The organism is Pseudomonas sp. Os17 (genome assembly GCF_001547895.1).
Classification (GTDB): Bacteria; Pseudomonadota; Gammaproteobacteria; order Pseudomonadales; family Pseudomonadaceae; genus Aquipseudomonas.
In genome coordinates, this window is sequence record NZ_AP014627.1 from 2,242,604 (window position 1) to 2,269,543 (window position 26,940).

Below are 26,940 nucleotides of genomic sequence, written 5' to 3' on the forward strand. Positions count from 1 at the left end.
GCATTTAAGAAGACATTAGGAGTAGGCGGCATGAGTCAGGATTGGGATGCCGGTCGGCTGGACAGCGACCTTGAAGGCGTAGCGTTCGATACCCTGGCGGTGCGCGCCGGCCAGCACCGTTCGCCGGAAGGCGAGCACGGTGATCCGATGTTCTTCACGTCCAGCTATGTGTTCCGTACAGCCGCCGACGCGGCTGCACGGTTCGCCGGCGAAGTGCCGGGCAACGTCTATTCGCGTTACACCAACCCTACGGTGCGCTCGTTCGAAGAGCGCATCGCGGCGCTGGAAGGCGCTGAACAGGCGGTCGCCACGGCCACCGGCATGGCGGCCATTCTCTCGGTGGTCATGAGTCTGTGCAGTGCCGGCGATCACGTACTGGTATCGCGCAGCGTGTTCGGCTCGACCATCAGCTTGTTCGAGAAGTACTTCAAGCGTTTTGGTGTTGAAGTCGATTACGTGCCCCTGGCGGACCTGTCCGGGTGGGATGCGGCGGTCAAGAGCAACACCAAGCTGCTGTTTGTCGAATCCCCCTCCAATCCGCTGGCCGAGCTGGTGGATATCGCCGCCTTGGCTGAACTGGCGCATGCCAAGGGTGCGATGCTGGTGGTCGACAACTGCTTCTGCACCCCGGCCCTGCAGCAACCCTTGAAGCTGGGCGCGGACGTGGTGGTGCATTCGGCCACCAAGTTCATCGACGGCCAGGGTCGTTGCATGGGGGGCGTGGTCGCTGGACGCAGCCAGCAGATGAAAGAAGTGGTGGGCTTTCTGCGCACTGCGGGGCCGACCCTGAGTCCGTTCAATGCCTGGATCTTCCTTAAGGGCCTGGAAACCCTGAGTCTGCGGATGCGTGCCCACTGTGCCAATGCTCTGGCCCTGGCGCAGTGGCTTGAGCAGCAGGACGGTGTCGAGAAGGTGCACTACGCCGGTCTTGCCAGCCACCCGCAACACGAACTGGCCAAGCGTCAGCAGCGTGGTTTCGGTGCGGTGGTGAGCTTCGAGGTCAAGGGTGGCAAAGAGGGCGCCTGGCGCTTTATCGATGCCACTCGGCTGATTTCGATCACCGCCAACCTGGGTGACAGCAAAACCACCATCACCCATCCGAGCACCACATCCCACGGCCGCCTGGCGCCGCAGGAACGTGAGGCGGCCGGTATTCGCGACAGTCTGATCCGTATTGCGGTCGGCCTGGAGGACGTGGCTGATCTGCAGGCCGACCTGGCTCGTGGGTTGGCAGCCTTGTGATCGAGTTGTCCACGCCTCAGGGTGGCGGCAACGGACGTGTTGCGCTGGTGACTGGTGCGGCACGGGGCATTGGCCTGGGCATCGCTGCCTGGCTGATCAGCGAAGGCTGGCAGGTGGTGCTGACCGATGTGGATCGGGAGCGCGGCTCCAAGGTGTCCAGGGTGATGGGCGAGAATGCCTGGTTCATCACCATGGATGTAGCGGATGAGGAGCAGGTGGCGCAGGGCGTGGCCGAGGTGCTGGGGCAGTTCGGGCGCCTGGACGCTCTGGTGTGCAACGCCGCGGTGGCTGATCCGCACAACATCACTTTGGAAAGCCTGGATCTGGCTTACTGGAATCGGGTGCTGGCGGTGAATCTCGGTGGTCCCATGCTGCTGGCCAAGCATTGCGCGCCGTATCTGCGCGCCCATGGCGGTTCCATCGTCAATCTGGCGTCGACCCGGGCTCGGCAATCGGAGCCCGATAGCGAAGCCTATGCGGCCAGCAAGGGCGGTCTGTTGGCCCTGACCCATGCCCTGGCCATCAGTCTGGGGCCGGAGATCCGGGTCAATGCCGTGAGCCCTGGCTGGATCGACGCGCGTGATCCCGCGGTGCGGCGTGCCGAGCCCTTATCCGATGCCGATCACGCCCAGCATCCTGCGGGCAGGGTAGGGACGGTGGAGGATGTGGCGTCCATGGTGGCCTGGCTGCTGTCGCGTAATTCGGGTTTTGTCACCGGCCAGGAGTTTGTGGTGGACGGTGGCATGACCAAGAAAATGATTTATCAGGCCTAGGGCTGCGCCAGGCTTTAAGCGGCAAGTGGGTAGTGCGGTTGCGTGCCAGCCGCTTTTTTCTTGCAGCTGACAGTTGGGCGCTTCCGCTGTTTTTTAAAAAAACTTCAAGCCTGCTATTGACTTAGCTTCGTTACCTGCGTAAATTTCGCGGCCTCAGCGAAGCAAAGGGTGATTAGCTCAGCCGGGAGAGCATCTGCCTTACAAGCAGAGGGTCGGCGGTTCGATCCCGTCATCACCCACCATTCCTGAGTGTCTTTCGCAAGAAAGACGGAAGCTTCCACGGAAGCCTCCAACCGACGCGCAGCGGTAGTTCAGTCGGTTAGAATACCGGCCTGTCACGCCGGGGGTCGCGGGTTCGAGTCCCGTCCGCTGCGCCATATTTTCCAAGCCAGGCTCGCCTGGTTTGAGATCGAAAAGCCTCGAAGCTCTTCTTTCAGACGATTTAAACGATTCACATGGACGCAAGTCCAAGCGATACGCAGCGGTAGTTCAGTCGGTTAGAATACCGGCCTGTCACGCCGGGGGTCGCGGGTTCGAGTCCCGTCCGCTGCGCCATATCAGCCTCAAGGACCACTGAACGCCTTGAAGCAACGAAGCAGGCTACAGACTTGATTCGCATCGATAGCAAAGGCCCTGGTCGAAAGACCGGGGTTTTTTGTTTTCGGAATTTGCCTTTTTGCAATACCTGTTGTTTGAGCATAAAAAACCGCCTGTTCGGCGGTTTTTTTGTGGCTGCGAAAAACTCGGGCTATCAGAAGCCAAGCTTGTCGCGAAGGCTGTAGTACCAGGCGCCCAGGGCGGTGAATGGCGTGCGCAGCAGCTGACCGCCAGGGAAGGGGTAGTGGGGCAGGTCGGCGAAAGCGTCAAAGCGCTCTGCCTGGCCGCGCAAGGCTTCGGCCAGCACTTTGCCCGCCAAGTGGGTATAGGTCACGCCGTGGCCGCTGCAGCCTTGGGAGTAGTAGATGTTGTCGCCCAGGCGGCCCACCTGGGGCAGGCGCGACAAGGTCAGCAGGAAGTTGCCGGTCCAGGCGTAGTCGATCTTGACGTTTTTCAGTTGCGGGAACGCCTTGAGCATCTTCGGTCGGATGATCGCTTCGATGTTGGCCGGGTCGCGAGCGCCGTAGACCACGCCGCCGCCGAAAATCAGGCGCTTGTCGCCGCTGAGGCGGTAATAGTCCAGCAGGTAGTTGCAGTCTTCGACGCAGTAGTCCTGAGGGAGCAGGCTGGCTGCCAGTTCGTCGCCCAGGGGCTCGGTAGTGATCACCTGAGTGCCGCAAGGCATGGATTTGGCGGCCAGTTCCGGGATCAGATTGCCCAGGTAGGCGTTGCCGGCGACGATGATGAACTTGGCGCGGACTTTACCCTGTGGAGTATGGACGACGGGATTGGCCCCACGCTCGATGCGTACTGCCGGGGATTGTTCATAGATGGTGCCACCCAGGGATTCTACGGCCGCCGCTTCGCCCAGTGCCAGGTTCAGCGGGTGGATGTGGCCGCCGCTCATGTCGAGCATGCCGCCCTTGTATTGATCACAAGCCACGACTTCGCGAATCCGTCGCTCGTCCAGCAATTCCAGTTGAGTGTGGCCGTAGCGCTCCCACAGGCGCTTCTGCGACTCCAGGTGGCCCATCTGCTTGCTGGTCAGTGCAGCGAACACGCCGCCGTCTTTCAGGTCGCACTGGATCTGGTACTTGGCTACCCGCTCGCGAATGATCCGGCCGCCCTCGAACGCCATTTGTCCCAACAGTTGTGCTTGCTTGGGTCCGACACTGCGCTCGATCACGTCGATGTCGCGGCTATAGCTGTTGACGATCTGTCCGCCATTGCGCCCGGAGGCACCAAAGCCGACCTTGGCAGCTTCCAGCACTGTTACGCGAAAGCCGTTTTCCAGGAGAAACAGGGCGCTGGACAGACCGGTGTAACCCGCACCGATCACGCAGATATCGGTTTCCACTTCGCCTTGCAGCAGCGGGCGTTCCGGAGCTGCATTGGCGGATGCGGCGTAGTAGGACTGTGGGTAGGGAATATGCGCCATCCTGCGACCTCATGTGTTTAATATATTTTACGAGTGCGTCGATGCTACCTGAGTTGTAAAAGCGCTACCAGACAGAAGGAAAAACTTCTTCCGGGCGCCGAAATTAAAAAATTCGCATATTCATAGGCTTAGCTGCAAAAAAGGTGTTGACACCCCTTTGGAATTCCGTAGAATGCCGCCTCACAGCAGGCACGTAGCTCAGTTGGTTAGAGCACCACCTTGACATGGTGGGGGTCGTTGGTTCGAGTCCAATCGCGCCTACCAAACAAAATCCGCTCTGCTGGGCGGTCTAAAAGGGGTTCATCGAGAGGTGAACCCCTTTTTTGTTTTGTGCGTTTTTTACGGCGCCGCAAACCCGTTCAGTGCCTCGCTGCACTTCCGGTCTTCCTCTTATGGCGCTGATGATGGTGAAGGCAGTTTGAGGGCGCAGGCCGGGTTGGGGATGAAGCGTCAGGGCATTTGGCAGAACGCCTATCCATTCTTGATCAGCGGCTTGGCGATGTTGCTGGCTGCTCGTCGCATCAGTTCCTTCGGTGCATTCTGAGAGGCCTTTTCATGCAGCGCCCATCCTGGCGTTTGTGGATTGTCCTGTGGGTTGATCCACCCGTTTCTATGCCGTTGATTATCGGCCGCTCTCGAAGCGTTGGAGCTCGGGTTGCTCATACTCCTGTTGGTCGTCGCCTTCAAAGGTTCTGCTGTTTGTCGTTGGCGCTGTTGCAAGCGCCCGTCCTGCTGCGGCGTCGGTTACCGGGCGGGTTGAAGATCTTTTACGTGCGCTCTGGTCTTTTCAGCGCTGTGCTCGTCAGTTCCGCGCCTGGGAGTCGTGGTCAGGCACGACTCTCCGGGGAGGGATGATCAGTTCTGAGGAGTGAACCTGTCGCCGTGGAAGCTGCGCACCGGGTTGCCGCGCTCCACGCGATGGTGGGCATCGCGGCGTTGCAGGCGCAGCGCCTCGGCAGATTGCTGTTGCCGTTCAGCCAGGCGTTGCAGAATCAGTAGGCGCGCAACGCGCTTGTTGTCGTGCTGGCTGCGTTCTGACTGCACTTTCACGCTGATGCCACTGGCCAGGTGTGTGGCGCGCACCGCGGAGTCCGTGGTGTTCACGTGTTGCCCGCCCGGACCTGATGCACGCATGGCTTCAAAGCGGATGGCGCTGTCCATGCTGTCCTCTTGAGCCTTGAACAGTTGGCCGGCGAAATACCAGTTCTTGCGTTTGTGTCCGGGGCGATAAGGGCTCTTGCAGGTCCAGAGCAGGGTGCCGGTCCAGCGTTCGGCCAGTCCCGCAGCCTGTTCCCCATCAAGGCTGACCAGTACCGACCTGCAGGTGCCGCGGCCCTGGCCGGCCACCTGCTCGACGAGGCTGGCGCGCACGTTTTGTGCCTCGGCTTCGCGATACAAGAGTTGCAGGGCCCTGGTCACCGCCAGTTCGCACTCGACGGGTCCTTGAGCGGAAGACAGCTGTAACAGCAGCATCAGCAGCACCCCCGGCGTTTGTAGGTCAGCACCGGCTTGAGCCGCGCGATGATCTGCACCAGGCCGGCATCCCTCAGGCTGCCGACCACGCTGTCGATGCTCTTGTAGGCTTCGGGGGCTTCCTCGTACATCAATCCGCGGTCTTCGCAGATCACCCGGCTGCCCAGTTGAGTGCGCTTGAGCTGGTCGAAGCTGAAGCGCGCCGCCAGCCTGCCCTTGCAATCGCTGCGCAGCCATTTGCGCCCGGCGCCGTGGGCCAGGGAGTAGAGGCTGGCAGTGGCCGGTATCGGATGAACCAGATAGCTGTAGTCGCCCCTGGAGCCTGGGATGACCACCGGCCCCTGGTCCGACGGCGTAGCGCCCTTGCGATGCAGCCAGCCCGTAACACCGTCGACATTGGCTGGCGATACCAGGTTGTGGTTGATGTCCAGTATCGAGCGTCCCTTGGCCCGCAGGTTGTACAGCAGGCGTTCGGCGATCAATCGCCGGTTGGCCTCGGCGAAGCGCAGGGCGGCGTCGTGCTCTTGCAAGTACTGGGCGCCGGCGGCACTGGCCATTACCAGGCCGTTGTGCCCGTGCTGGTCCACATGACGCCGCAGGATGGCTTCTCCCAGGCCCCGGGAGCCGCTATGCACCAGCAGCAACAAGGCTTTGGGATTCAGCTCCAGGGCCTGCAGGGCGCTGGCGTCGTACACCTGATCGAGCTGTTGCAGCTCGGCGAAGTGATTGCCGCCACCGATGGTGCCCAGTGAGTGTTCATGACCGTTGATGGGCAGTCCCAACTGCGCTCGCTCTTCATCCCACTGTTCATCCAGAGGGAGGTCGATGTTGCCGATTTTCTTCTCCAGCTTGTCGAGGTTGAGGCGGCTGCTGGAGAGGTCGGTTTGCCACAGCGTCATGCCGCAGCCGATGTCGTTGCCCACCAGGGCCGGGTAGGCCATCTCGGTGGAAAAGAATGCTGCTCCCACGGGGTAGCCTCGGCCTGGGTGCAGGTCCGGCATGCCGACCACCTGGCGCATGCCGGGCAGTTGAGCGGTGGTTTGCAGTTGTTGGAGCGCTTTATCTTCGATCCAGGTGGTGTCTGAGGCGATCAGTGAGACGCCGTTCGACAAATGACGGATGCAAGTGTCCATGTCCAATTCCTGATTGGAAAAAAATAGTCAGGTAGTGGCAGGACGAAGCGGGATTAAGCGAAGGCGCTAGCGGGTAGCGGATACAGCGTTTAAACCAGGCACGTCCTGCAAGGGGTGATCAGCTGTTGCATGGTGGATCTCCTTGGCAAAAGTGTGGGAAGGGGCGCGAAGGTTAAACCTTCGGCTGGACCATGACAATGGGGAGTCCCGAATAAACAACGCCGGCCCTTGTGGCGGGGCCGTTAAAGCCATGGCCTGGGAGAGCGAGGCCGTTGCTGCAGGCCTTGGTTGAGGGCGGTCAGGATGGCGCTTGCCTTGCAGTAGGTTTTTTCTTCTGTCTGACGCCTTTTTTCTGTCGCCTGAGCGATACTCTCGCGTTTTATGGACGAGGTGGCAGCATGCGGGTGTTGATGGCGGTGATGGTTGCGGTTTTGTTGGCCGGCTGTGCGGGTTCCATCATGGACGACGCTCGGGCCAGAACGCCCAACAAAACCCTGAGCTCGGCCAAGGCCGATCAACTGGTGGCGCAGTGCGTACAGTTCGCCTGGCAGGATGAAGCGGTTTTCGGTGTTGATGCTGCGGCTTATCTGCAGCCGGGCAAGGGCGGTGGCTACACGGTGTATACCCGCGCCGCCGAATCCTTCGTGGACATCAAGGTCGAGCCTTCTGGAACCGCCGTTCACTACTACGCAGTCGAGGACAGCGCGGTCTCGAAGCGCCGTCTCGCGGCGTTGGCAACCTGCCTATAGACAATGGATGGCTTCAGGTGTTTTTCAGGACGAACCCGGCAATGGCCGGGTTTGTTTTTTCTGCTGGGCGCTTTTTCGGTGTTAGTTGGGCTGTTTGGGGTTTTTCATAAAGTGAAAGAACAAGTCCTGCTGTAGAAAAGCGTGTAATACATTGACTCTTCAAGTTGTCAGTTCAAATCGGAAAGTCCAGGGTTTAATAGGGCTGGCGCCGGCTTTTGCATATTGTCCTGATTGGTTAGTTTGCGGGTGCGTGAAACAAGTCGATAAAAGTGCGCTAAGTTAAAGGTGCTCAACGAGGAGCGAACTTAATTAATCAATGGAGTGAAAGATATGAATAAGCCACAAGCTCAACTTAAACATGGTCGCATCGTGTCGCCTTCCAGTCGTGGCTCGGTCGCGGTGGAACTGGGGCTGCTGGGGACCTGGCAGGTGAATGAGATGGAAGGGGGGAAAAACTTCCCGTCCCTGGTCGCCGGTCCCTTCCCGAAACCCTACGACAGCGATGTGGCAAGCGCCGTACCACCCGCAGACGGCCATATTCTCAGCGGTGGCAAGGTTGATGAGCGCGACTGCATCAACTTCACCAACGATGAGATGTCGAAGAAGCTCAACCGTGCATTCAACTGGCCGCTGCTCAGTGTCGATCCGGGTCAGGTCTTTCGCGTGCAGTGGGAATACACCGCGCCTCACGTCACCCGTGGTTACAGCTGGTTCATCACCAAAGATGGCTGGGACCCGAAGCAGCGTATCAGCCGTGCACAACTGGAGCCCCAGGCTTTTTATCAGGACTTTTATACTGAAGTCCCGTTCGACAAGTTTGGTTCGGTGCTCAAGGCCAAGACCCATCATGAAGTTGTACTGCCGAAAAACAAGAAAGGCCATCATGTTGTGGTGTTGGTGTGGATAGTTGCCAATACCGGCAATGGGTTCTATCAGGCGTTTGATCTGGACTTCAAGTAAGTTGCAGGCTTGCAAAGTTATTTATCCGTTCTCAAGGATTAGAACATGAATAAAATCGACTTCACATCGATCAAGAGTCAGCCCGCGGATGCCGCATCCCTAATGCCGAGCATTGCCGGCAAGAAGATCCTCATGGGCTTCTGGCACAACTGGGCCGCCGGTCCCGCTGATGGTTACCAGCAGGGACAGTTTGCCAATCTCAATCTGTTGGATGTGCCCAAGGAATATAACGTGGTGGCGGTAGCCTTCATGAAGGGGCACGGCATTCCTACGTTCAAGCCTTACAACCTGTCGGATGAAGAGTTCCGGCGTCAGGTGGGCGTGCTCAACAGCCAGGGGCGGGCGGTGCTGATCTCCCTGGGCGGTGCCGATGCGCATATCGAATTGCACAAGGGCAACGAGCAACCCCTGGCCAGCGAGATCATCCGCCTGGTCGAGACTTACGGTTTCGATGGCCTGGATATCGATCTGGAGCAGAGCGCTATCGACTTCGCTGACAACAAGAGCGTGTTGCCGGCCGCGCTGAAGCTGGTGAAGGATCATTACGCCGGCCAGGGCAAGCACTTCATCATCAGCATGGCGCCCGAGTTTCCGTACCTGACCAGCAATGGCAAATACGTGGCGTACCTGCAGGCCCTGGAGGGCTACTACGACTTTGTCGCGCCGCAGTATTACAACCAGGGGGGCGATGGGCTCTGGGTACAGGAGGCCAATGGCGGGCAGGGGGCGTGGATCGCCCAGAACAACGACGCAATGAAGGAGGACTTTCTGTTCTACCTGACCGACAGCCTGGCCTCGGGTACCCGTGGCTACACCCGGATTGCCGCGGACAAGCTGGTGATCGGTTTGCCGAGCAACGTCGATGCGGCAGCCACCGGTTATGTCATCGAGCCTGCGGCGTTGAACAATGCGTTCAAGCGTTTGCAGGAGAGTGGGCACGCCATCAAGGGCTTGATGACCTGGTCGGTGAACTGGGATGCCGGAATCAATCGGCAGGGCGTGCATTACGACTGGGAGTTCCGCAACCGTTATGCGCCGTTGATCCATGGCGATGGCGGCGAGCCGGAGAGGCCCGGGGCGCCGGGCAATCTGCTGGTGCAGGGGACCACTCGCAGCAGTGTCAGCTTGAGTTGGGGGGCTTCCGGCGGCCGGCGACCGGTGGAGTTCTATACCCTGTACCGCGATGGCAATGCGGTGGGCAAGACCGCGACTGCGGCCTATGAGGACAAGGGGCTGAATGCGGATACTCAGTACAGCTACTTCGTCACGGCCACAGACACTCAGGGCCGGGAATCCTTGCCCAGTCGCAGCCTGAGTGTCAGGACCGCGGGAGGCGTGGTCGACCCGAGCTTTCCCGAGTGGCGTACCAGCCAGCGCTATAGGAGGGAGGAGGGCGTGACTTATGAGGGCAATCGCTATCTCTGCCTTCAGGAGCACACCTCCAACCCGGGGTGGACGCCTTCCGTGGCATTCACGCTGTGGAGCAAGGTGCTGCTGGAGCGTCATGCTTGAGATCTAGAGGTCAGTGCCTGAGGGCATGATGGGGCGGTCCGCGCGGATGTTGTCGATCCGAATGCGGGCCGCTTTTTGGGTTTTTCCGGGGCTGCTCGGGTTGCCTCGTTGGTTGGTATCACGCCTGCGCAGACGCTGGTGCGGGTCATCGCCGCCGGTCTGTTGCCCCGCGTGAGCTTGGCTCAGTTGTAATCATTGGTAAGCGATGCTGCTTTTGGGCTTGGCTTGGTAGTAGGCTCGCGGCTCGATTACATGAGCAAGGAAAGCCCGCGATGTTTCAAATGAATAACCTGGTTCCGGAAATGCTGGTCAGTCATCTGGAGCGCAGCCTGTCTTTTTACCGCGATACCCTGGGTTTCAAGGTGGAGTATCAGCGTCCCGAACATTTCTTTGCCTTTCTTTCATTCAACGGCGGGCAATTGATGCTGGAACAGGATGACCGGGAGGAGTCGGAGTGGCGGGTAGGTCCCTTGCAGGCACCCTTTGGTCGCGGCATGAACCTGTCCATCGAGTGCCCGGATATTCGCCAGCTGGCGGCGTCGCTGAAGCAGGCCGGTATCGCCTTGCGCAGGGACATCCAGGAATGCTGGTATCGCCATGATGAGTTGCTGCATGGTGAATTGAACCTGCTGGTGCAGGATCCTGATGGCTACCTGCTGCGGTTTACCGAGGACTTGGGGTTCAAGCCGGTGGAGCCGTCAGCAGGCGCCTGACCGCTGTGCCCGGGGGCGACGCCTGCATTGCTGCGGCGCCGCGTGCCGGGAGGCAGCGGTAGGATGGGATGCCAGAAAGGGGCGTTAGTCAGTGGGTGACGAACATCCGGTGCGCGGGAATCTGCTGTGGCCGCTATCCATTGAGGACAGGCGAAGGTTCTGTGGGAGAAGCTCGGGTTGAACAAGGCACGCGCCACACCAGCCTTGGGGTGCAGGCGAGGAGCGGGTGCTGATTGTGTTCAAGGGGTTTCGCGCTTGTCCGGGGCAGTGAGTCCGGCCTGAATGCGTTGATAGATTTCTTCACGGTGTACCGCGACATTTTTTGGCGCGTTGATTCCGATGCGGACCTGTTGGCCGCTGACGCCGAGAATGGTGATCGTAATGTCGTCACCGATGTTTATGCTTTCACCGACTTTGCGGGTGAGTATCAGCATGATCTTCTCCTTGATAGCTTTGTAGGGCACCAGATTCAAACAGTGCAGAGGTCGGTCTTAGGTATAGATTAGTGCGAAGTTCCACTGAGTGGGTGCCTCTTTCTGACGCGCAGACGATCTATTAATTCCCAAGGCGCAACTATACAGAGGCAATAAATATCATTCTTCCTGTTTCGGCCTGATTTTGTGACGAGGTCTCTCGTGGCTGGAGTGCTAAAATCGCCGCCTCAGACTTTCTAGGGGTGGGTTGTGCGCACAGTAGCGATGATGATGGCGGTGTTGGCCTTGGCCGGATGCGGCGAAGGCAAACGGGTCGAAGCGAACAAGACCGCGGCAGCGCAGGTTCAACCGGTTCAGGCCTCCAGTGCACCGCAGTGGGATGTGCTGGTGGGCAGCGAGTTGCCTCAGGCGGTAAGCGATCTGACCGGCTGGCTGATCGAGCACGGGATCATTTCCAACGTGGTGACCGTTGAGGGCAAGCGCCTGGTGGTGGTCGGCCCGTTTGCTTCCCAGGCCGAAGCCGAGGCCAAGAAGAATGAAGTGATTGAAAAGCTGGTCAAGGCCAAGAAGCGCGATATCGACGTCACTGTCATCGAGCATCAAGCCGCGCAATAAACCTGTTTGCACAGGATCCAGGATCGCCCGCGTTCAGCGGGCGATCTGCTTTCAGCCACAGGCCTTGAGGTTGACCGCGCCGACGAATTCATTGCCGCGCCCCATGACGCAGGCCACGCTCTGATTGCGCTGGCGTTCCCAGTCTTGCACCGGGTAGGTCTTGTTCCAGGCTTCGAAGAGCTGTCGGTCCTGCTTGGACAGGCGCAGGCCGTACTGCTTGCTCATGTAGAAGTAGGTGCGGGCGATCATGCCGCGAATCGAAGGCCGGGGCATGACCTTCTTGGCCTTGAAGTCGACCTGGGTCAGGCACGAACCGTACTGGCCCGATTGCTCCGGCAGCCAGCCGAAGCTGAAATTGCTGCGGTCGCCATTCACTTCGCCAATGCTCGGTACCAGGTTGTGCAGGTCGGCTTCGGCGCGCTGATAGACCGCATCGGTGCGCGTGCAATTCTTGCGTCCGCCTTGCTGCCAGCACTGACGCTGATGGCCGATCTGCCAGGCCGGCACTATGTGTTCCCATTCGATGCGTTCGGCGCGCTTGGCGTTCTTGCGCGGTACATAGCCGCAGGCTGCCAGGTTCACCCGATTGCCGGTGTACTTGCAGCCGCAATAGAACTCGGTGGATTGGGGGGCATAGAGCTTCCAGGCGACTTTCTTGGCTTCGCTGAAGGTACGGGGCGCATCGGCTTGGGCGGTACAGGCGAGAAACAGCAACAGCAGGGCAAAACAACGAACACTCATTGACTCAGTCTTCCTTCGGCACAACCCAGAAAATCTGCACGCCGCCATCGTCGCGATAGGCGAGGGTGACGTTGTCGTTTTCGGCGATTTCTTCCAGCAGGCGCTCCCACTCGTCCTGAGGTTCGTCGGCGAGGCGGAAGATCAGCGCGGCCTTGGCTTTCTGTGCGGTGGGGGAGTTGATGATTTTCTGGATGCGTACACCCAGGCGTTCGTAGGAGCTGAGGGGTGTTTGAGTGTTGGCCACGGAACATTCCTTATTAAGCTGTACGTGCATACAGTATTTAACTGTAAGACATTTCGCAACTGCTTAAAATTCAAGAAGTTCCTCTGACAACGCTTTGCGCATTTGTCTCATGAGGCGGGCAGATATTTTTACTGGGAGGAAGGAGGCGGTATCGGGACCACCCGCCCGGGCGGGCGAGTGGTTGCAAAACCGCTCGACCGGGGCCGGTCGAGCGGGGTTCTGTCAGTATTCCCAGAACATGCGTTGCAGTTCCTTGCTGTCCTGAGTCTTGGTCAGGGCGACCATGGCCAGGATGCGGGCTTTCTGCGGGTTCAGGTCATGAGCCACGACCCAGTCGTACTTGTCGTCAGGCTGTTCGGCGTTGCGCAGCACGAAACCACCGGCATTGACGTGGGAAGAACGAATGATCTGTACACCGTTCTTGCGCAGTTCCTGCAGGGCAGGGACCACACGGGAAGACACCGAGCCATTGCCGGTGCCGGCGTGGATGATGGCTTTGGCGCCGCCCTGGGCCAGGGCCTTGTAGGCGGTGTCGCTGACGTTGCCGTAGCCGTAGGCGATTTCTACGTCAGGCAGGCTCTTGATGTTCTTGATGTCGAATTCCGAATCCATGGTGTGGCGCTTGGCCGGCAGGCGGAACCAGTAGGATTTGCCTTCCACCACCATGCCCAGCGGGCCCCATGGGCTCTTGAAGGCTTCAGTCTTGATGTTGATCATCTTGCTGACATCGCGACCGGACTGGATTTCGTCGTTCATGGTCACCAGTACGCCTTTGCCACGAGCATTCTTGCTACCGGCGACGGCGACGGCGTTGTACAGGTTGAGCATGCCGTCGGCCGACATCGCGGTGCCTGGGCGCATGGAGCCGACCACTACGATTGGCTTGTCGGTCTTTTCCACCAGGTTGAGGAAGTAGGCGGTTTCTTCCAGGGTGTCGGTGCCGTGGGTGATGACGATGCCATCAACGTCCTTGCTGTCGGCCAGTTCGGCAACGCGGCGACCCAGTTGCAGCAGGTTTTCGTTGGTGATGCTTTCCGAGGCGATCTGCATGACCTGCTCGCCACGCACGTTGGCCAGCTGGTTCAATTCCGGGATGCCGGCGATCAGTTGCTCGATGCCGACCTTGGCCGCCTGATAGGTGGCGCTGTTGGCTGCGCTGGCGCCGGCACCGGCGATAGTGCCGCCGGTGGCGAGGACCACGACGTTGGCGAGTTTCTGCTGGGTTTCAGCTTCTTTGGCCTGCAGGGCGGCAGGCAGAAGCAGGAGGAGGGCCAAAGCGCCCGGGGCGAAGGATTTGAAGGCAGATTTCATTATTTTCTCTCTAGTAGTGAGACGGTGCTGATGCAGGTTCATCTAGAAACACCACGGCGGCAGATCTGTTTGCGCCGAGGCAGCGAGGGTTGAGCAGGATCTGTACCAGCACTACCTTGGTCGGATAAGTATTTTAAGTTACTGATTTATATCAATTTTATTTCTGTTTATGGTCGCATTGAGTCAGGCGGCGTCCGGGTTTCCGAACATTTGTGCAGCGCCGTGTTCGGCAATCCGAAAGTGCTCGTCGCCGGTCCTGGCGCGGCTTCTTGCACTTTCATTAAAGAATGTTCTGCGGCGGTCGATGATCCTTCTAGGATTTTTCACCAGGAGTTCCCATGTCACTGTCAGTCGGATTTCCAGGGGCAGGAGCCATTCTGATCAATGGTAAGACCCCCGCAACCATCGATGCATTGAGCGACGCCACCGCCGAGCAGGCGTCTAGTGCGCTGGGCACCGACGAGTCGGGCGCTTTGCGGGTCGGTTCCAGCAAGCAGGCCGAACAGTCTGAAAGCGAAGGCTCAAGCGAAGACAACCACAGCATCGTGGTCAAGATGCTGCTAAAGCGCATGCAGGAACTGCAGCAGCAACTTCGGGAGCAGCAACAGCAACTGGCTGCCGCCCAGGCCGCCAACTACCCAACCCCCGAGGCCAAGCAGACGACAGTCATGGCCATTCAAGGGCAGATCGCCGAAACCAACGGTGCCTTGGCAGAGGTCTCGGGCAACCTGGTGCGGGAGTTGGCCAAGGAGTCGTCCTCCTCCGGTGGCCTGGTGAATACCACCGCCTGAACCATCAGCCTGTCCGGGCGCATTTTCCCGGGCAGGTCTTTCTCCAAGCGGCCGGCTGCGGATGGCTGCCCACTCTCTCTGATCGCACTTTGAACAGCGTTGACAAACTCTGGCGAGGTTCGCATAGTTCGTTTTACGCAAACGTTTGCGCGGTGCTCGGGAAGCGATGATCGTCTATCTTTCCGCGGCATGGCGCCGGCCAGCGCCGCTGGAAACCTGGTGGCCCCGCCGGGCGAACGCTGCTCACAATAATCATAAGATCGGAGTGAACCCATGAAGCTGCCCTTTGCTGGACGTCTACTCGCTGTCGCCGTTCTGGCCGCTGCATCCGCCGCCCTTCCTCTCTCTTCGGCTCTGGCCGACACCCCGCAGAAACCCAAGGTCGCCCTGGTCATGAAATCCCTGGCCAACGAGTTCTTCCTGACCATGGAAGACGGAGCCAAGGCTTATCAGAAAGAGCACTCCGGCGATTTCGACCTGGTGTCCAACGGCATCAAGGACGAAACCGATACCGCCAACCAGATCCGTATCGTCGAGCAGATGATTGTTTCCAAGGTCAACGCCCTGGTGATCGCGCCCGCCGACTCCAAGGCGATGGTGCCGGTGATCAAGAAGGCGGTGGACGCCGGGATCACGGTGATCAACATCGATAACCAGCTCGATCCCGGGGTGCTCAAGAGCAAGAACCTCAGCGTGCCTTTCGTCGGGCCCGACAACCGCAAGGGCGCACGCCTGGTGGGCGAGTACCTGGCCAAGCAGCTCAAGGCCGGGGATGAAGTCGGGATCATCGAAGGCGTCTCCACCACCACCAACGCGCAACAGCGCACCGCCGGCTTCAAGGACGCAATGGAGGCCGCGCAGATCAAGGTGGTGTCGCTGCAATCGGGCGATTGGGAGATAGACGCCGGCAACCGCGTCGCCTCGGCCATGCTCAGCGAGTATCCGAATCTCAAGGCATTGCTGGCCGGCAACGACAGCATGGCGGTAGGGGCTGTGTCCGCTGTGCGGGCCGCCGGCAAGGCGGGCAAGGTCCAGGTGGTGGGCTACGACAATATCAACGCCATCAAGCCGATGCTCAAGGATGGCCGGGTCCTGGCCACTGCCGATCAGTTCGCCGCCAAGCAGGCGGTGTTCGGTATCGAGACGGCGCTGAAGATCCTCAAGGGCGAGAAGGTCGACAGTGGTGCCAATGGCGTGATCGAAACTCCGGTTGAGCTGGTCACCAAGTAGTCGTTGCGACGGCACAACGGCGCTCACCCGCAAGGGTGAGCGCATGGAGAGTTTCCTATGTCAGTTTCCGCTGCGAACGCTGTCCTTTCGGTCAGCGGTATCGGCAAGACCTATGCACAACCGGTATTGACCGGCATCGACCTGACGCTGCTGCGCGGGGAGGTGCTGGCCCTGACCGGGGAAAACGGTGCCGGCAAGAGCACCCTGTCGAAGATTATCGGTGGCCTGGTCAGTCCGACCACCGGGCACATGCAGTTCAACGGGCAGGACTATCGCCCCGCGAGCCGCACCCAGGCCGAGGACCTGGGTGTCCGCATGGTCATGCAGGAGCTCAACTTGCTGCCAACCCTGTCGGTGGCCGAAAACCTGTTTCTCGACAACCTGCCCAGTAACGGCGGCTGGATCAGCCGCAAGCAACTGCGCAAGGCGGCGATCGAGGCCATGGCCCAGGTCGGCCTGGACGCCATCGATCCCGACACCCTGGTGGGTGAGTTGGGCATCGGTCACCAGCAAATGGTGGAGATTGCGCGCAACCTGATCGGCGACTGCCATGTGCTGATTCTCGATGAGCCCACGGCCATGCTCACGGCTCGCGAGGTGGAGATGCTTTTTGAGCAGATCGCTCGTCTGCAGGCCCGGGGCGTATCGATCATCTATATCTCCCATCGCCTGGAAGAGCTGGCCCGGGTCGCCCAGCGCATTGCCGTATTGCGCGATGGTTGCCTGGTCTGTGTCGAACCCATGGCCAACTACAACAGCGAACAGCTGGTGAACCTGATGGTGGGGCGCGAGCTGGGCGAGCATATCGATCTGGGCGAGCGCAAGATCGGCGCTCCGGCGCTGACCGTGAGCAACCTCTGCCGTTCGGACAAGGTCCGCGATGTGTCGTTTGAGGTGCGCAGTGGCGAGATCTTCGGCATTTCCGGGCTGATCGGGGCAGGGCGTACCGAGCTGCTGCGCCTGATCTTCGGCGCCGACCTGGCCGACAGCGGCAGCATCGCCCTGGGGACCCCGGCGCGGCCCGTGAGCATTCGCTCGCCGGTGGATGCCGTGGCCAACGGTATCGCCCTGATTACCGAGGATCGCAAGGGTGAAGGCCTGCTGCTGACCCAGTCGATCAGCGCCAACATCGCCCTGGGCAACATGCCGGCCATTTCCCGCCGCGGCCTGGTCAGTGGCCAGGACGAGGAACAGCTGGCCCAGCGGCAGATCGACGCGATGCGTATCCGCAGTTCCAGCCCGGCGCAACCCGTCAGCGAACTGTCCGGTGGCAACCAGCAGAAAGTGGTGATCGGTCGTTGGCTGGAGCGTGACTGTTCGGTGCTGCTGTTCGACGAGCCCACACGCGGCATCGATGTCGGAGCCAAGTTCGATATCTACGGTTTGTTGGGCGAGTTGACCCGCCAGGGCAAGGCTCTGGTGGTGGTGTCCAGCGACTTGCGCGAGTTGATGCTGATCTGCGACCGGATCGGCGTGCTGTCTGCGGGACGTCTGATCGACACCTTCGAGCGTGACAGCTGGACCCAGGACGAATTGCTTGCCGCCGCTTTTGCCGGCTATCAGAAACGAGATGCGCTGCTCAATGAAGCGGCGCCTAGGAATGCACCATGAAAACTGCACCTGCAAGCGGCAAGCGAGGCGGCCATTACTACGGCCTCGGCACTTACCTGGGGCTGGCGGGGGCCTTGTTGGGGATGATCGTCCTGTTCTCCCTGCTCAGCAGCCACTTCCTCTCCTATGACACTTTCAGCACCCTGGCCAACCAGATTCCCGACCTGATGGTGCTGGCGGTGGGCATGACCTTTGTTCTGATCATCGGCGGCATCGATTTGTCCGTCGGCTCGGTGCTGGCCCTGGCCGCCTCGACGGTCAGTGTGGCGATCCTCGGCTGGGGATGGAGCGTGGTGCCTGCGGCGTTGCTGGGCATGGCGTGTGCGGCGCTGGCGGGAACCGTCACCGGATCGATCACTGTGGCCTGGCGCATTCCGTCGTTCATCGTTTCCCTGGGCGTGCTGGAAATGGCCCGGGGCGTGGCCTACCAGATGACCGGCTCGCGCACGGCTTATATCGGCGACGCCTTTGCCTGGCTGTCGAATCCGATTGCCTTCGGCATTTCGCCGTCGTTTATCATTGCCCTGCTGATTATCTTTCTGGCCCAGGCGGTGCTGACGCGCACGGTGTTCGGCCGCTACCTGATCGGTATCGGTACCAACGAAGAGGCGGTGCGCCTGGCGGGGATCAACCCCAAGCCCTACAAGATCCTGGTGTTCAGCCTGATGGGATTGTTGGCGGGCATCGCCGCACTGTTTCAAATTTCTCGCCTGGAAGCGGCGGATCCGAATGCGGGCTCCGGTCTGGAGTTGCAGGTCATCGCCGCGGTGGTGATCGGCGGCACCAGCCTGATGGGCGGACGCGGTTCGGTGATCAGCACCTTCTTCGGCGTCTTGATTATTTCCGTGCTGGCTGCAGGCCTGGCGCAAATCGGCGCATCCGAACCGACCAAGCGCATCATCACCGGTGCAGTCATCGTGATTGCCGTGGTGCTGGACACCTATCGCAGCCAGCGCGCCAATCGGCGGGTTTGATTCATGGCAACAATCAAGGATGTGGCGGCGCTGGCGGGGATTTCCTACACCACGGTGTCCCATGTACTGAACAAGACGCGCCCGGTCAGTGAAGAGGTACGGGTCAAGGTCGAGGCGGCGATCAAGCGCCTGGACTACGTGCCCAGTGCGGTGGCCCGCTCCCTCAAGGCCAAGACCACGGCGACCATCGGCCTGTTGGTGCCCAACAGCCTCAACCCGTACTTCGCCGAGCTGGCGCGGGGGATCGAGGACTACTGCGAGCGCAACGGTTATTGCGTGATTCTCTGCAACTCCGACGACAACCCGGAGAAGCAGCGCAACTACCTGCGGGTGTTGCTGGAAAAACGCATCGACGGCTTGATCGTGACCTCCGCCGGAGGCGACAGCGGCCTGGCCCAGGGCCTGGCCGGGGTGCGCACGCCGATGGTGATCGTCGACCGCGGGCTGGAGGGCGTGGATGCCGACCTGGTGCGCATCGATCACCAATACGGTGCCTACCTGGCAACCCGGCACCTGTTGGACCTGGGGCATCGTGACATAGCCTGCATTGGCGGGCCGGCCCAGACCAGCGTGGCGCAGTTGCGTCTGGCGGGTTTTCATCAGGCGTTGGGCGAGGCGGGGGTTGCAGTCCCTGCCTCGCGCCTTCTGGAGAGTGATTTCAGCAGCACTGGCGGTTATCTCGCGGCGGCGCAACTGCTCGATAGCCCGAACCGGCCCAGCGCGATCTTCGCCGGCAACGACATGATGGGTATCGGCGTGTTGCGGGCGGCTGCGGAGCGCAATATCCGCGTGCCCGGCCAGCTCTCGGTGATTGGCTTCGACGACATTCTCATGAGTCGCTATGTCTACCCGGCGCTGACTACGGTCGGCCAGTCGATCCTGCAGTTGGGCGAGACCGCGGCAGAGTTGCTGCTGCGCCGGATCGCCTCGCGGGAGTTGCCGGTCGACCAGCGCATCGTGACGCCGAATATTGTCTTGCGGGAATCGACGGCGCCGCTTGGCGGCGCCTTTGCCGAATACCGCTGAACCCAAATGATTGAGTATCGATGTATGCCAGCAAAAGTAGTGGTAGTGGGAAGCCTCAATATGGACCTGGTTACCCGGGCCGAGCGCCTGCCCCGTGGGGGCGAGACGCTGATTGGCAAGTCCTTCGCCACGGTGTCCGGTGGCAAGGGGGCCAATCAGGCGGTGGCCGCGGCCCGGCTCGGGGCGCAGGTCTCGATGGTCGGCTGTGTCGGCGATGACGCCTATGGCGAGCAACTGCGTGGCGCCTTGCTCGCCGAGCAGATCGATTGCCAGGCCGTCAGCGTGGTCGAGGGCTCCAGCGGCGTGGCCCTGATCGTGGTCGATGACAGCAGTCAGAACGCCATTGTCATTGTCGCTGGCGGCAATGGTCTGCTCAGTCCCGAGAAGGTCGCAGGATTCGATCGGGTGCTGCAGGAGGCCGAGGTGATCATCTGTCAGTTGGAAGTACCCATGGCGACGGTGGGCTACACGCTCAAGCGCGGGCGCGAGCTGGGCAAGACAGTGATTCTCAATCCGGCGCCGGCCAGCGCGCCGCTTCCGGGCCAGTGGTATGGCTCGATCGATTACCTGATTCCCAATGAAAGCGAAGCCTCGGCACTCAGCGGGGTGACCGTGGACTCTCTGGAGAGCGCCGAGGCGGCGGCCGGGCGCTTGATCGCCGCCGGCGCCGGCAAGGTCATCATTACCTTGGGCGCGCAGGGCGCGCTGTTTGCCGATGGCCGCAGCTGTGAGTATTTCCCGGCACCCAAGGTCAAGGCCGTCGACACCACGGCCGCGGGGGATACCTTTGTCGGTGGTTTTGCCGCGGCCCTGGCTGCCGGCAAGAGCGAGGTCGAAGCGATCCGCTTTGGTCAGGCCGCCGCGGCGTTGTCGGTGACCCGGGCTGGCGCACAACCTTCCATTCCCACGCTGTCCGACGTTCAGGCGTTTGTTCCCTCATGAAAAAGACCCCTTTGCTCAACATTGCCCTGTCACGCTTGATCGCCTCCCTGGGGCACGGCGACATCGTGGTGATCGGTGATGCCGGTTTACCCGTTCCTCCGGGCGTCGAGTTGATCGACCTGGCCCTGACCCATGGCGTTCCCGATTTTCTCGGCACGCTGAAGGTGCTGCTCAGTGAGATGCAGGTGGAGAGTCATGTGCTGGCCGAGGAGATTCTGCTCAAGCGGCCGCAGCCTCTGTCGGGGCTCGATGAGCTGAACCTCGGTGGCCAGCTGGGGGCGCGCAAACTGCTCAGTCATGAGGATTTCAAGGTGCTCTGTCGACAGGCCCGGGCGGTGGTCCGCACGGGAGAGTGCCAGCCCTATTGCAACATCGCCCTGGTTGCCGGGGTGACCTTCTAGGCCTTTTCATACCCAGCACAAGGAGTGCGCCATGCACCGCTATGCTCAGCTATTCAATCACTGGTTCCGGAGTCTGCTGCTTTTGTCTCTGCTCACTGCTACCGGCGCTCAGGCGGCGGAAAAAATCGATCTGATCATCGATACCGATCCGGGGGCCGACGATGTGGTGGCCCTGCTGTTCGCCCTGGCTTCGCCCGAAGAGCTGCACATCCGTGCCTTGACCACGGTGGCGGGCAACGTGCGCCTGGACAAGACCTCGCGCAATGCCCGACTGGCTCGTGAGTGGGCGGGGCGTGATGAAGTGCCGGTCTATGCAGGAGCGCCCAAGCCGCTGCTGCGCACGCCGATCTACGCCGAGAATATCCACGGCAAGGAGGGCATCTCCGGGGTGACCGTGCATGAGCCCAAGGCGCCGCTGGCCAAGGGCAATGCGGTCAACTACCTGATCGACACCCTGCGCGCGGCCAAGCCTCACAGCATCACCATCGCCATGCTCGGTCCGCAGACCAACCTGGCGCTGGCGCTGATCCAGGCTCCGGACATCACCCAGGGCATCAAGGAAGTGGTGGTCATGGGCGGTGCGCATTTCAACGGCGGCAACATCACGCCGGTGGCCGAGTTCAACCTGTTCGCCGACCCGCAGGCCGCTGAAGTGGTGCTCAAGAGTGGCGTCAAGTTGACCTACCTGCCCCTGGATGTGACTCACAAGGTGCTGACCAGTGACGCGCGGCTGCAGAAAATCGCGGCCCTGAACAACAATGCCAGCAAAGTGGTGGGGGATATCCTCAACGAGTACGTCAAGGGGGATATGGAGCACTACGGGATTCCAGGTGGCCCGGTGCATGACGCTACCGTGATCGCCTACCTCCTGAAACCCGAGTTGTTCACCGGGCGCCAGGCCAACATGGTCATCGACAGTCGCGAAGGGCCGACCTTCGGCCAGACCATCGTCGACTGGTACGACGGCCTGAAGCAGGAAAAGAACGTGTTCTGGGTTGAGAATGGCGATGCTCAGGGCTTCTTCGATCTGCTCACCGAGCGTCTGGCCCGTCTCAAGTAAGTCGCGCCCCGCAGGCGTGACCTGCGGGGCTCTATTCCCGTTCCGGGGCCTGGGCGCCCAGGTGGTCGGCAGGGTACTTCTCGAATACCTGCGCGATGAATGCACGCGCGGACTGGGTTCCCAGCTCCTTGACCAGCAGATCTATGCCAATGATTGCCAACTCTTCCGGGCTTCCCGGGCTATAGGAGCACTGGCCCTGGGGCCATTTGGCTTTGATGTCGGCGTCAATACTCACGGTTGCCATGAAGGTCTCACGAATTCGGATAAGGCGGGCCTCAGGTCCGGACCTGGGCTGGTGTTTGCTACGGCGCAGAGTTAAGCATGTTGCCGGGTGTTTGGCACTGCGACTTAGGCATCAGGCAGGTGCTGTGCGACACTGGCGCTTTTCCTGCGCTCAAGGAAGCCACCGTGCAAATCGATTTGAACCAGCCTGATGCCCTGACCCTGGAGGCGGTGCGTCAGCTTCTGGCTTCGGCCAGTGACAGCGTGCATACCCAGTTGCGTGTCACCAAGGGCGGAATTGCTTACATCTCTTCGGGGGTAGTGGGTGGTGCCGAGATCGAGGGCCTATTGTTTCGCCTGGAAACCTGGGCGGCGGGATCCGGTTACGTCGGCAACGTGGCGGCCAGCGATGAGGTCTGGGTGATGCAGATCTTCAATGCGCTCAAGCAGAACTGGCCGAAGCCGGCGTTTGACTATATCGACATCTATTGAGTGCCGTTCATATTCAGTGACGATTGTCCTGTGAAAGTGGGGCGATGGCTGAGGCAGACTTGTCCGCCAGCCGTGGGGCAGGGCAAAAGGCCATTGGTTTTTGAAACCAAACGTGAAATCGACTGTCGCACGAACTCTGCTTAATTTTGAAAAGGAGGCTTCATGCCTTGGAAGCTCGCTTCATTCGGAACCTTGTTGGCCGCCGTTGTCCTCAGTGGATGCAGCACCGCCGGGTCGACAAAGGAACCTGTGGCCTCTGAGTCCGGGCACACGCGTTGTGAAGCATCGGCTGCCGAATTCGCCATCGGTAAGAAGGCTTCTCCAGAGCTGCTGGAGCAGGCTCGCAGTCGTTCTGGGGCGCAATATGCGCGCTTCCTCAAGCCTAACGACATGATCACGCTGGAATACCGCTCCGACCGCTTGAACCTCAACACGGACGCTAGCCTGGTGGTGAATCGGGTCAATTGTGGCTGAGTAGCTTTTTACCCGCCCACAAAAAACCCCGTCACATGTACGGGGTTTTTTTAGCTCGCTGAGAAATTACTCAGGACGAACTTGTGCAGCTTGCATACCCTTTTGGCCTTTCTCAGCCACGAAGGAAACGGTTTGGCCTTCTTTCAGGCTTTTGAAACCGTCGCTTTCAATAGCTTTGAAGTGTACGAACAGGTCGTCACCGCCACCTTGAGGAGTGATGAAGCCGAAGCCTTTTTCATCGTTGAACCATTTTACGGTGCCGGTTTGGCGATTAGACATGGTGTATCTCCAAGAAACATATATTTTCAGTAGTACTGTGCTGCTCAGGCCAACTGGGCACACCGAGCTATCATAGTCGAAATGTTCGACTTGGGAGCCCCCTGTAGGAGTTCTTTGCCTGGTGTGCCGCTGTATTTTGCTCTCCAAGTTGGCTGCAGGCCGCGGTTTAAGCGGCTTTTGCGGAAAACAAATGGTGATAAAAAAACCCGTAAAAGCTGTGTAAATTGTGAAAAAAGCCGCGTTTCAAGCTCGTTGAATAGTCGGGACACGGCCTATTTCCGGCGCGTGCGAGTTATTTGACCACTCGGCAAGCGGCGATGGCGTCCAGCGCTCGGGTTCTGAGTTCTGCGCTGGGTTGCTTGGTTTTGCTCATCAGCTCCTTGATTTCTTCGGTGGTGAATTTTTCATTCAGCTTGTCTGCACCGCAGGCGCAGTGCTTCTCGGCGCTTTTGGCATCGATGTTTTGGCTGGCTGCGGCGGTGCAGTCCTTCATGTAATCGGCGCGAGCTCCGGCAGGCCAGGCAGCCTGGGCGCTCAACGGCAGAAGCAGGGCAAGCGGGGCGGCGAGGGCGAGCAGTTGGTTGAGGCGCATGGGGCGGGTTCTCCTGAGGTCGATGGCTAGGACGACGATTCTCGATGTATTTGAGGCTCGGCGTACATCGCAAGTTCACTTTCCTGCCAACAAAAGGCTGGAAAGGGGCTAGCGTGAAACATGCCGCGCGATGCTGGGATTTATCTGTGCTAGCATGCTCGGCTTGGGTGTTTTCAAGCTTTGGGTATCTCACTTCCCTCGCAGTCTATGCCTCATTAATTTTTGATGTGAACCCCAGTCACTCTGGTTCGGTTTCCCGGTTGGCCGCAAGGCTCTTGCCACTGTGAGGCAGGCGTTTGTTACAGAACGGCTGGACTGAATCGCGTACTGGCTCATCCCAACCCACGTGACCTTTGGTAGGGGTCACCACTAGGAGAGGAGGCGCCATGCCCACTATTACTCTTCCCGACGGCAGTCAACGTTCATTCGATCACCCGGTTTCCGTAGCTGAGGTCGCCGCATCCATCGGTGCCGGTTTGGCCAAGGCCACCTTGGCCGGCAAGGTCAACGGCAAGCTCGTCGACGCCTGTGATGTGATCGACAGCGATGCAACCCTGCAAATCATCACGCCAAAGGACGAAGAGGGGCTGGAGATCATTCGCCACTCTTGCGCTCACTTGGTGGGGCATGCGGTCAAGCAGTTGTACCCGACTGCCAAGATGGTCATCGGTCCGGTCATCGATGAAGGCTTCTATTACGACATCGCTTACGAACGGCCTTTCACTCCTGAGGACATGGCTGCCATCGAGCAGCGCATGCAGCAGTTGATCGAGAAAGACTACGACGTGATCAAGAAGGTTACGCCGCGAGCCGAAGTCATCGAAGTGTTCAAATCCCGCGGCGAAGACTACAAGTTGCGCCTGGTGGAGGACATGCCGAATGAGCAGGCAATGGGCCTGTACTATCACGAAGAATATGTCGACATGTGCCGCGGCCCGCATGTGCCGAACACGCGCTTCCTGAAATCCTTCAAGCTGACCAAGCTTTCGGGCGCCTACTGGCGTGGTGACGCCAAGAACGAGCAGTTGCAGCGGGTCTACGGTACTGCCTGGGCGGACAAGAAGCAGCTCGCCGCCTACATCCAGCGTATCGAGGAGGCCGAGAAGCGCGACCATCGCAAGATCGGTAAGCGCCTGGGCCTGTTCCATACCCAGGAAGAAGCGCCGGGCATGGTGTTCTGGCATCCCAATGGCTGGACTCTGTACCAGGTGCTTGAGCAGTACATGCGCAAGGTGCAGCGTGAAAACGGCTACCTGGAAATCAAGACGCCCCAAGTGGTCGATCGTAGCCTTTGGGAAAAGTCCGGACACTGGGCCAACTATTCCGAGAACATGTTCACCACCGAGTCGGAAAGCCGCGACTACGCGATCAAGCCAATGAACTGCCCCTGCCATGTGCAGGTGTTCAATCAGGGGTTGAAGAGCTACCGCGAGCTGCCGATGCGCCTGGCCGAATTCGGAGCCTGCCACCGTAACGAGCCGTCAGGTGCGTTGCACGGCATCATGCGCGTGCGGGGCTTCACTCAGGACGATGCGCACATCTTCTGTACCGAAGATCAGATGCAGGCCGAGTCTGCTGCTTTCATCAAGCTGACCATGGATGTCTATGCCGACTTCGGCTTTAAAGACATCGAAATGAAGCTTTCCACTCGTCCTGAAAAACGCGTGGGTTCCGATGACTTGTGGGATCGCGCGGAAAATGCCTTGGCTGCCGCTTTGGATAGCGCAGGCTTGCCGTACGATCTGCAGCCGGGTGAGGGTGCGTTCTACGGTCCGAAGATCGAATTTTCGTTGAAGGACTGCTTGGGGCGCGTCTGGCAGTGCGGTACCTTGCAGCTTGACTTCAACCTGCCTATTCGTTTGGGCGCTGAATACGTTTCCGAAGACAATAGCCGCAAGCATCCGGTGATGTTGCACCGGGCTATCCTCGGTTCCTTCGAGCGTTTTGTCGGGATTCTGATCGAGCATTACGAGGGTGCGTTCCCTGCGTGGCTGGCTCCGACTCAGGCCGTGGTGATGAATATCACTGATAAACAGGCAGATTTTGCCCTCGAAGTGGAAAAAACACTCAATCAAAGCGGATTTCGTGCCAAGTCCGACTTGAGAAATGAAAAGATCGGCTTTAAAATCCGCGAGCATACTTTGCTCAAGGTTCCCTATCTCTTGGTTATTGGAGATCGGGAGGTCGAGATGCAGACTGTCGCTGTGCGTACCCGTGAAGGTGAAGACCTGGGCTCGATGCCTGTGGACCAATTCTCGGCGTTCCTCGCACAAGCGGTTTCCCGGCGTGGTCGCCAAGATTCGGAGTAATTATTATTAAGCGTGATATGAGACAAGATAAACGAGCTGCACCGAAAGCCCCGATCAACGAGAATATCTCGGCACGCGAGGTTCGGTTAATTGGCGCTGACGGCGAGCAGATTGGCATCGTCTCGATTGATGAAGCGCTTCGTATAGCTGAAGAAGCCAAGCTGGATCTGGTGGAAATTTCCGCCGACGCAGTCCCACCTGTTTGCCGGGTGATGGATTACGGCAAGTCGATCTTCGAGAAGAAGAAGCAGATTGCCGCTGCGAAGAAGAACCAGAAGCAGATTCAGGTTAAAGAAATCAAGTTTCGTCCAGGGACGGAGGAAGGGGATTACCAGGTAAAACTGCGCAACCTGGTACGTTTCCTGAGTGACGGGGACAGGGCCAAGGTATCCTTGCGATTCCGCGGCCGTGAGATGGCCCACCAGGAGCTGGGGATGGAACTCCTCAAGCGGGTTGAAGCTGACCTGCAAGAGTACGGTTCGGTCGAACAGCATCCTAAGATGGAAGGACGCCAGCTGATCATGGTCATCGCCCCGAAAAAGAAGAAGTAATCAACAGGGCACGGCAGGCCTTCTGATTATGTTTATCAACTGAATGCGGAG

30 protein-coding genes and 4 tRNA genes are annotated in these 26,940 nt (G+C 59.7%); 24 read left to right on the top strand and 10 right to left on the bottom strand.

Translation table 11 applies throughout. From position 1 onward, the window contains the following. The first annotated feature begins 30 nt into the window (after positions 1–30). From POS17_RS10140 to POS17_RS10160, 5 genes are all read left to right on the top strand, one after another. Positions 31–1,242, top strand: coding sequence for an O-succinylhomoserine sulfhydrylase (locus tag POS17_RS10140; protein WP_060838414.1), 1,212 nt, complete (start codon positions 31–33; stop codon positions 1,240–1,242). After that, positions 1,239–2,015, top strand: coding sequence for an SDR family oxidoreductase (locus POS17_RS10145; RefSeq protein WP_060838415.1), 777 nt, complete (start codon positions 1,239–1,241; stop codon positions 2,013–2,015). The genes POS17_RS10140 and POS17_RS10145 overlap by 4 nt, the downstream gene beginning before the upstream one ends. 166 nt (positions 2,016–2,181) lie before the next feature. Further along, a tRNA-Val gene (locus tag POS17_RS10150) sits at positions 2,182–2,257 on the top strand. Positions 2,258–2,315: 58 nt separating this feature from the next. Continuing rightward, positions 2,316–2,392 (top strand) — tRNA-Asp (locus POS17_RS10155). A 101-nt stretch (positions 2,393–2,493) separates the two neighbouring features. Next, positions 2,494–2,570, top strand: a tRNA-Asp gene (locus POS17_RS10160). 196 nt (positions 2,571–2,766) lie between these two features. On the opposite strand, the gene POS17_RS10165 is transcribed toward POS17_RS10160, so the two are convergent. Next, positions 2,767–4,050 carry an NAD(P)/FAD-dependent oxidoreductase gene (locus POS17_RS10165; RefSeq protein ID WP_060838416.1) on the bottom strand — a complete coding sequence of 428 codons (1,284 nt, stop codon included), beginning with the start codon at positions 4,048–4,050 and terminating at the stop codon, positions 2,767–2,769. A 187-nt stretch (positions 4,051–4,237) separates the two neighbouring features. Here POS17_RS10165 and POS17_RS10170 point away from each other — a divergent pair. Both POS17_RS10170 and POS17_RS31605 read left to right on the top strand, forming a co-directional pair. Then, positions 4,238–4,314 (top strand) — tRNA-Val (locus tag POS17_RS10170). Positions 4,315–4,360: 46 nt separating this feature from the next. After that, complete coding sequence (locus POS17_RS31605; protein WP_129406665.1) at positions 4,361–4,594, top strand: hypothetical protein; 234 nt, start codon at positions 4,361–4,363, stop codon at positions 4,592–4,594. A gap of 311 nt (positions 4,595–4,905) precedes the next feature. Here POS17_RS31605 and prfH read toward each other — a convergent pair whose 3' ends face one another. Continuing rightward, entirely contained in the window at positions 4,906–5,523 is a 618-nt protein-coding gene (gene prfH / locus POS17_RS10175) for a peptide chain release factor H (RefSeq protein ID WP_060841908.1), read from the bottom strand. Beyond that, positions 5,523–6,656, bottom strand: a complete 1,134-nt coding sequence (locus POS17_RS10180; protein WP_060838417.1) for an RNA ligase RtcB family protein — start codon at positions 6,654–6,656, stop codon at positions 5,523–5,525. The genes prfH and POS17_RS10180 overlap by 1 nt, the downstream gene beginning before the upstream one ends. Positions 6,657–7,054: 398 nt before the next feature. Between POS17_RS10180 and POS17_RS10185 the strand changes: the two genes are divergently transcribed. The 4 genes from POS17_RS10185 to POS17_RS10200 all read left to right on the top strand — a co-directional run bounded on the left by POS17_RS10185 (position 7,055) and on the right by POS17_RS10200 (position 10,590). Next, positions 7,055–7,405, top strand: coding sequence for a hypothetical protein (locus POS17_RS10185; RefSeq protein ID WP_060838418.1), 351 nt, complete (start codon positions 7,055–7,057; stop codon positions 7,403–7,405). 330 nt (positions 7,406–7,735) lie between these two features. Next, on the top strand, positions 7,736–8,365 hold the full coding sequence (locus tag POS17_RS10190) for a lytic polysaccharide monooxygenase auxiliary activity family 9 protein (RefSeq protein ID WP_060838419.1): 630 nt from the start codon (positions 7,736–7,738) through the stop codon (positions 8,363–8,365). Positions 8,366–8,410: 45 nt separating this feature from the next. Beyond that, on the top strand, positions 8,411–9,877 hold the full coding sequence (locus tag POS17_RS10195; RefSeq protein WP_060838420.1) for a carbohydrate-binding protein: 1,467 nt from the start codon (positions 8,411–8,413) through the stop codon (positions 9,875–9,877). Between the two features lie 272 nt (positions 9,878–10,149). Beyond that, entirely contained in the window at positions 10,150–10,590 is a 441-nt protein-coding gene (locus POS17_RS10200) for a bleomycin resistance protein (RefSeq protein ID WP_060838421.1), read from the top strand. A gap of 239 nt (positions 10,591–10,829) precedes the next feature. Here the strand turns inward: POS17_RS10200 and csrA are convergent, their stop codons facing one another. Continuing rightward, positions 10,830–11,024 carry a carbon storage regulator CsrA gene (gene csrA / locus POS17_RS10205; RefSeq protein WP_060838422.1) on the bottom strand — a complete coding sequence of 65 codons (195 nt, stop codon included), beginning with the start codon at positions 11,022–11,024 and terminating at the stop codon, positions 10,830–10,832. Between the two features lie 264 nt (positions 11,025–11,288). Between csrA and POS17_RS10210 the strand changes: the two genes are divergently transcribed. After that, positions 11,289–11,639: a hypothetical protein gene (locus POS17_RS10210; protein ID WP_060838423.1), complete on the top strand. Its 351-nt coding sequence runs from the start codon at positions 11,289–11,291 to the stop codon at positions 11,637–11,639. Between the two features lie 51 nt (positions 11,640–11,690). Here POS17_RS10210 and POS17_RS10215 read toward each other — a convergent pair whose 3' ends face one another. The 3 genes from POS17_RS10215 to POS17_RS10225 all read right to left on the bottom strand — a co-directional run bounded on the left by POS17_RS10215 (position 11,691) and on the right by POS17_RS10225 (position 13,935). Further along, on the bottom strand, positions 11,691–12,380 hold the full coding sequence (locus POS17_RS10215) for an endonuclease (protein ID WP_016963688.1): 690 nt from the start codon (positions 12,378–12,380) through the stop codon (positions 11,691–11,693). Between the two features lie 4 nt (positions 12,381–12,384). Then, entirely contained in the window at positions 12,385–12,654 is a 270-nt protein-coding gene (locus POS17_RS10220) for a DUF1654 domain-containing protein (protein WP_060838424.1), read from the bottom strand. A gap of 192 nt (positions 12,655–12,846) precedes the next feature. Beyond that, the gene (locus tag POS17_RS10225; RefSeq protein ID WP_047303134.1) at positions 12,847–13,935 is read right to left on the bottom strand and encodes an asparaginase; all 1,089 of its coding nucleotides are present in this window, start codon (positions 13,933–13,935) and stop codon (positions 12,847–12,849) included. Positions 13,936–14,273: 338 nt separating this feature from the next. Here POS17_RS10225 and POS17_RS10230 point away from each other — a divergent pair, with 338 nt between their 5' ends. The 8 genes from POS17_RS10230 to POS17_RS10265 all read left to right on the top strand — a co-directional run bounded on the left by POS17_RS10230 (position 14,274) and on the right by POS17_RS10265 (position 21,970). Continuing rightward, entirely contained in the window at positions 14,274–14,726 is a 453-nt protein-coding gene (locus tag POS17_RS10230) for a hypothetical protein (RefSeq protein ID WP_060838425.1), read from the top strand. Positions 14,727–14,999: 273 nt separating this feature from the next. Beyond that, the gene (locus tag POS17_RS10235; protein WP_060838426.1) at positions 15,000–15,956 is read left to right on the top strand and encodes a sugar ABC transporter substrate-binding protein; all 957 of its coding nucleotides are present in this window, start codon (positions 15,000–15,002) and stop codon (positions 15,954–15,956) included. A gap of 57 nt (positions 15,957–16,013) precedes the next feature. Then, positions 16,014–17,567: a sugar ABC transporter ATP-binding protein gene (locus POS17_RS10240; protein ID WP_060838427.1), complete on the top strand. Its 1,554-nt coding sequence runs from the start codon at positions 16,014–16,016 to the stop codon at positions 17,565–17,567. Next, a complete protein-coding gene (locus tag POS17_RS10245) occupies positions 17,564–18,541 on the top strand; it encodes an ABC transporter permease (protein ID WP_060838428.1) in 978 nt (325 codons plus the stop codon). Before POS17_RS10240 ends, POS17_RS10245 begins: the two co-directional genes overlap by 4 nt. Before the next feature lie 3 nt (positions 18,542–18,544). Next, complete coding sequence (locus tag POS17_RS10250) at positions 18,545–19,567, top strand: LacI family DNA-binding transcriptional regulator (protein ID WP_060838429.1); 1,023 nt, start codon at positions 18,545–18,547, stop codon at positions 19,565–19,567. A gap of 24 nt (positions 19,568–19,591) precedes the next feature. Further along, positions 19,592–20,509, top strand: coding sequence for a ribokinase (gene rbsK, locus POS17_RS10255; protein ID WP_060838430.1), 918 nt, complete (start codon positions 19,592–19,594; stop codon positions 20,507–20,509). After that, the gene (gene rbsD / locus POS17_RS10260) at positions 20,506–20,910 is read left to right on the top strand and encodes a D-ribose pyranase (protein WP_060838431.1); all 405 of its coding nucleotides are present in this window, start codon (positions 20,506–20,508) and stop codon (positions 20,908–20,910) included. Before rbsK ends, rbsD begins: the two co-directional genes overlap by 4 nt. 31 nt (positions 20,911–20,941) lie before the next feature. Beyond that, complete coding sequence (locus POS17_RS10265) at positions 20,942–21,970, top strand: nucleoside hydrolase (protein ID WP_060838432.1); 1,029 nt, start codon at positions 20,942–20,944, stop codon at positions 21,968–21,970. Between the two features lie 31 nt (positions 21,971–22,001). Here the strand turns inward: POS17_RS10265 and POS17_RS10270 are convergent, their stop codons facing one another. Further along, complete coding sequence (locus POS17_RS10270) at positions 22,002–22,214, bottom strand: hypothetical protein (RefSeq protein WP_060838433.1); 213 nt, start codon at positions 22,212–22,214, stop codon at positions 22,002–22,004. Positions 22,215–22,378: 164 nt separating this feature from the next. Here POS17_RS10270 and POS17_RS10275 point away from each other — a divergent pair, with 164 nt between their 5' ends. Together POS17_RS10275 and POS17_RS10280 are read left to right on the top strand one after the other, a co-directional pair. Continuing rightward, positions 22,379–22,684: a hypothetical protein gene (locus POS17_RS10275; RefSeq protein WP_060838434.1), complete on the top strand. Its 306-nt coding sequence runs from the start codon at positions 22,379–22,381 to the stop codon at positions 22,682–22,684. A 162-nt stretch (positions 22,685–22,846) separates the two neighbouring features. Next, on the top strand, positions 22,847–23,158 hold the full coding sequence (locus POS17_RS10280) for an I78 family peptidase inhibitor (RefSeq protein ID WP_060838435.1): 312 nt from the start codon (positions 22,847–22,849) through the stop codon (positions 23,156–23,158). A gap of 66 nt (positions 23,159–23,224) precedes the next feature. Here the strand turns inward: POS17_RS10280 and POS17_RS10285 are convergent, their stop codons facing one another. Further along, a complete protein-coding gene (locus tag POS17_RS10285) occupies positions 23,225–23,437 on the bottom strand; it encodes a cold-shock protein (protein ID WP_003179963.1) in 213 nt (70 codons plus the stop codon). Positions 23,438–23,729: 292 nt separating this feature from the next. Then, on the bottom strand, positions 23,730–24,029 hold the full coding sequence (locus POS17_RS10290) for a hypothetical protein (RefSeq protein ID WP_060838436.1): 300 nt from the start codon (positions 24,027–24,029) through the stop codon (positions 23,730–23,732). A gap of 386 nt (positions 24,030–24,415) precedes the next feature. Between POS17_RS10290 and thrS the strand changes: the two genes are divergently transcribed. Continuing rightward, positions 24,416–26,338 (top strand): threonine--tRNA ligase, encoded by a 1,923-nt coding sequence (thrS, locus tag POS17_RS10295; protein WP_060838437.1) that lies wholly within the window; start codon positions 24,416–24,418, stop codon positions 26,336–26,338. Beyond that, positions 26,338–26,889, top strand: coding sequence for a translation initiation factor IF-3 (gene infC / locus POS17_RS10300; protein WP_169893379.1), 552 nt, complete (start codon positions 26,338–26,340; stop codon positions 26,887–26,889). The genes thrS and infC overlap by 1 nt, the downstream gene beginning before the upstream one ends. Positions 26,890–26,940: the final 51 nt, after the last annotated feature.

Coding starts and splice junctions, on each gene's coding strand:
- POS17_RS10140 (WP_060838414.1), top strand. CDS start 31: ATGAGTCAGGATTGGGATGCCGGTCGGCTGGACAGCGACCTTGAAGGC.
- POS17_RS10165 (WP_060838416.1), bottom strand. CDS start 4,050: ATGGCGCATATTCCCTACCCACAGTCCTACTACGCCGCATCCGCCAAT.
- prfH (WP_060841908.1), bottom strand. CDS start 5,523: ATGCTGCTGTTACAGCTGTCTTCCGCTCAAGGACCCGTCGAGTGCGAA.
- POS17_RS10180 (WP_060838417.1), bottom strand. CDS start 6,656: ATGGACACTTGCATCCGTCATTTGTCGAACGGCGTCTCACTGATCGCC.
- POS17_RS10185 (WP_060838418.1), top strand. CDS start 7,055: ATGCGGGTGTTGATGGCGGTGATGGTTGCGGTTTTGTTGGCCGGCTGT.
- POS17_RS10190 (WP_060838419.1), top strand. CDS start 7,736: ATGAATAAGCCACAAGCTCAACTTAAACATGGTCGCATCGTGTCGCCT.
- POS17_RS10195 (WP_060838420.1), top strand. CDS start 8,411: ATGAATAAAATCGACTTCACATCGATCAAGAGTCAGCCCGCGGATGCC.
- POS17_RS10200 (WP_060838421.1), top strand. CDS start 10,150: ATGTTTCAAATGAATAACCTGGTTCCGGAAATGCTGGTCAGTCATCTG.
- csrA (WP_060838422.1), bottom strand. CDS start 11,024: ATGCTGATACTCACCCGCAAAGTCGGTGAAAGCATAAACATCGGTGAC.
- POS17_RS10210 (WP_060838423.1), top strand. CDS start 11,289: ATGATGATGGCGGTGTTGGCCTTGGCCGGATGCGGCGAAGGCAAACGG.
- POS17_RS10215 (WP_016963688.1), bottom strand. CDS start 12,380: ATGAGTGTTCGTTGTTTTGCCCTGCTGTTGCTGTTTCTCGCCTGTACC.
- POS17_RS10220 (WP_060838424.1), bottom strand. CDS start 12,654: ATGCACGTACAGCTTAATAAGGAATGTTCCGTGGCCAACACTCAAACA.
- POS17_RS10225 (WP_047303134.1), bottom strand. CDS start 13,935: ATGAAATCTGCCTTCAAATCCTTCGCCCCGGGCGCTTTGGCCCTCCTC.
- POS17_RS10230 (WP_060838425.1), top strand. CDS start 14,274: ATGTCACTGTCAGTCGGATTTCCAGGGGCAGGAGCCATTCTGATCAAT.
- POS17_RS10235 (WP_060838426.1), top strand. CDS start 15,000: ATGAAGCTGCCCTTTGCTGGACGTCTACTCGCTGTCGCCGTTCTGGCC.
- POS17_RS10240 (WP_060838427.1), top strand. CDS start 16,014: ATGTCAGTTTCCGCTGCGAACGCTGTCCTTTCGGTCAGCGGTATCGGC.
- POS17_RS10245 (WP_060838428.1), top strand. CDS start 17,564: ATGAAAACTGCACCTGCAAGCGGCAAGCGAGGCGGCCATTACTACGGC.
- POS17_RS10250 (WP_060838429.1), top strand. CDS start 18,545: ATGGCAACAATCAAGGATGTGGCGGCGCTGGCGGGGATTTCCTACACC.
- rbsK (WP_060838430.1), top strand. CDS start 19,592: ATGCCAGCAAAAGTAGTGGTAGTGGGAAGCCTCAATATGGACCTGGTT.
- rbsD (WP_060838431.1), top strand. CDS start 20,506: ATGAAAAAGACCCCTTTGCTCAACATTGCCCTGTCACGCTTGATCGCC.
- POS17_RS10265 (WP_060838432.1), top strand. CDS start 20,942: ATGCACCGCTATGCTCAGCTATTCAATCACTGGTTCCGGAGTCTGCTG.
- POS17_RS10270 (WP_060838433.1), bottom strand. CDS start 22,214: ATGGCAACCGTGAGTATTGACGCCGACATCAAAGCCAAATGGCCCCAG.
- POS17_RS10280 (WP_060838435.1), top strand. CDS start 22,847: ATGCCTTGGAAGCTCGCTTCATTCGGAACCTTGTTGGCCGCCGTTGTC.
- POS17_RS10285 (WP_003179963.1), bottom strand. CDS start 23,437: ATGTCTAATCGCCAAACCGGCACCGTAAAATGGTTCAACGATGAAAAA.
- POS17_RS10290 (WP_060838436.1), bottom strand. CDS start 24,029: ATGCGCCTCAACCAACTGCTCGCCCTCGCCGCCCCGCTTGCCCTGCTT.
- thrS (WP_060838437.1), top strand. CDS start 24,416: ATGCCCACTATTACTCTTCCCGACGGCAGTCAACGTTCATTCGATCAC.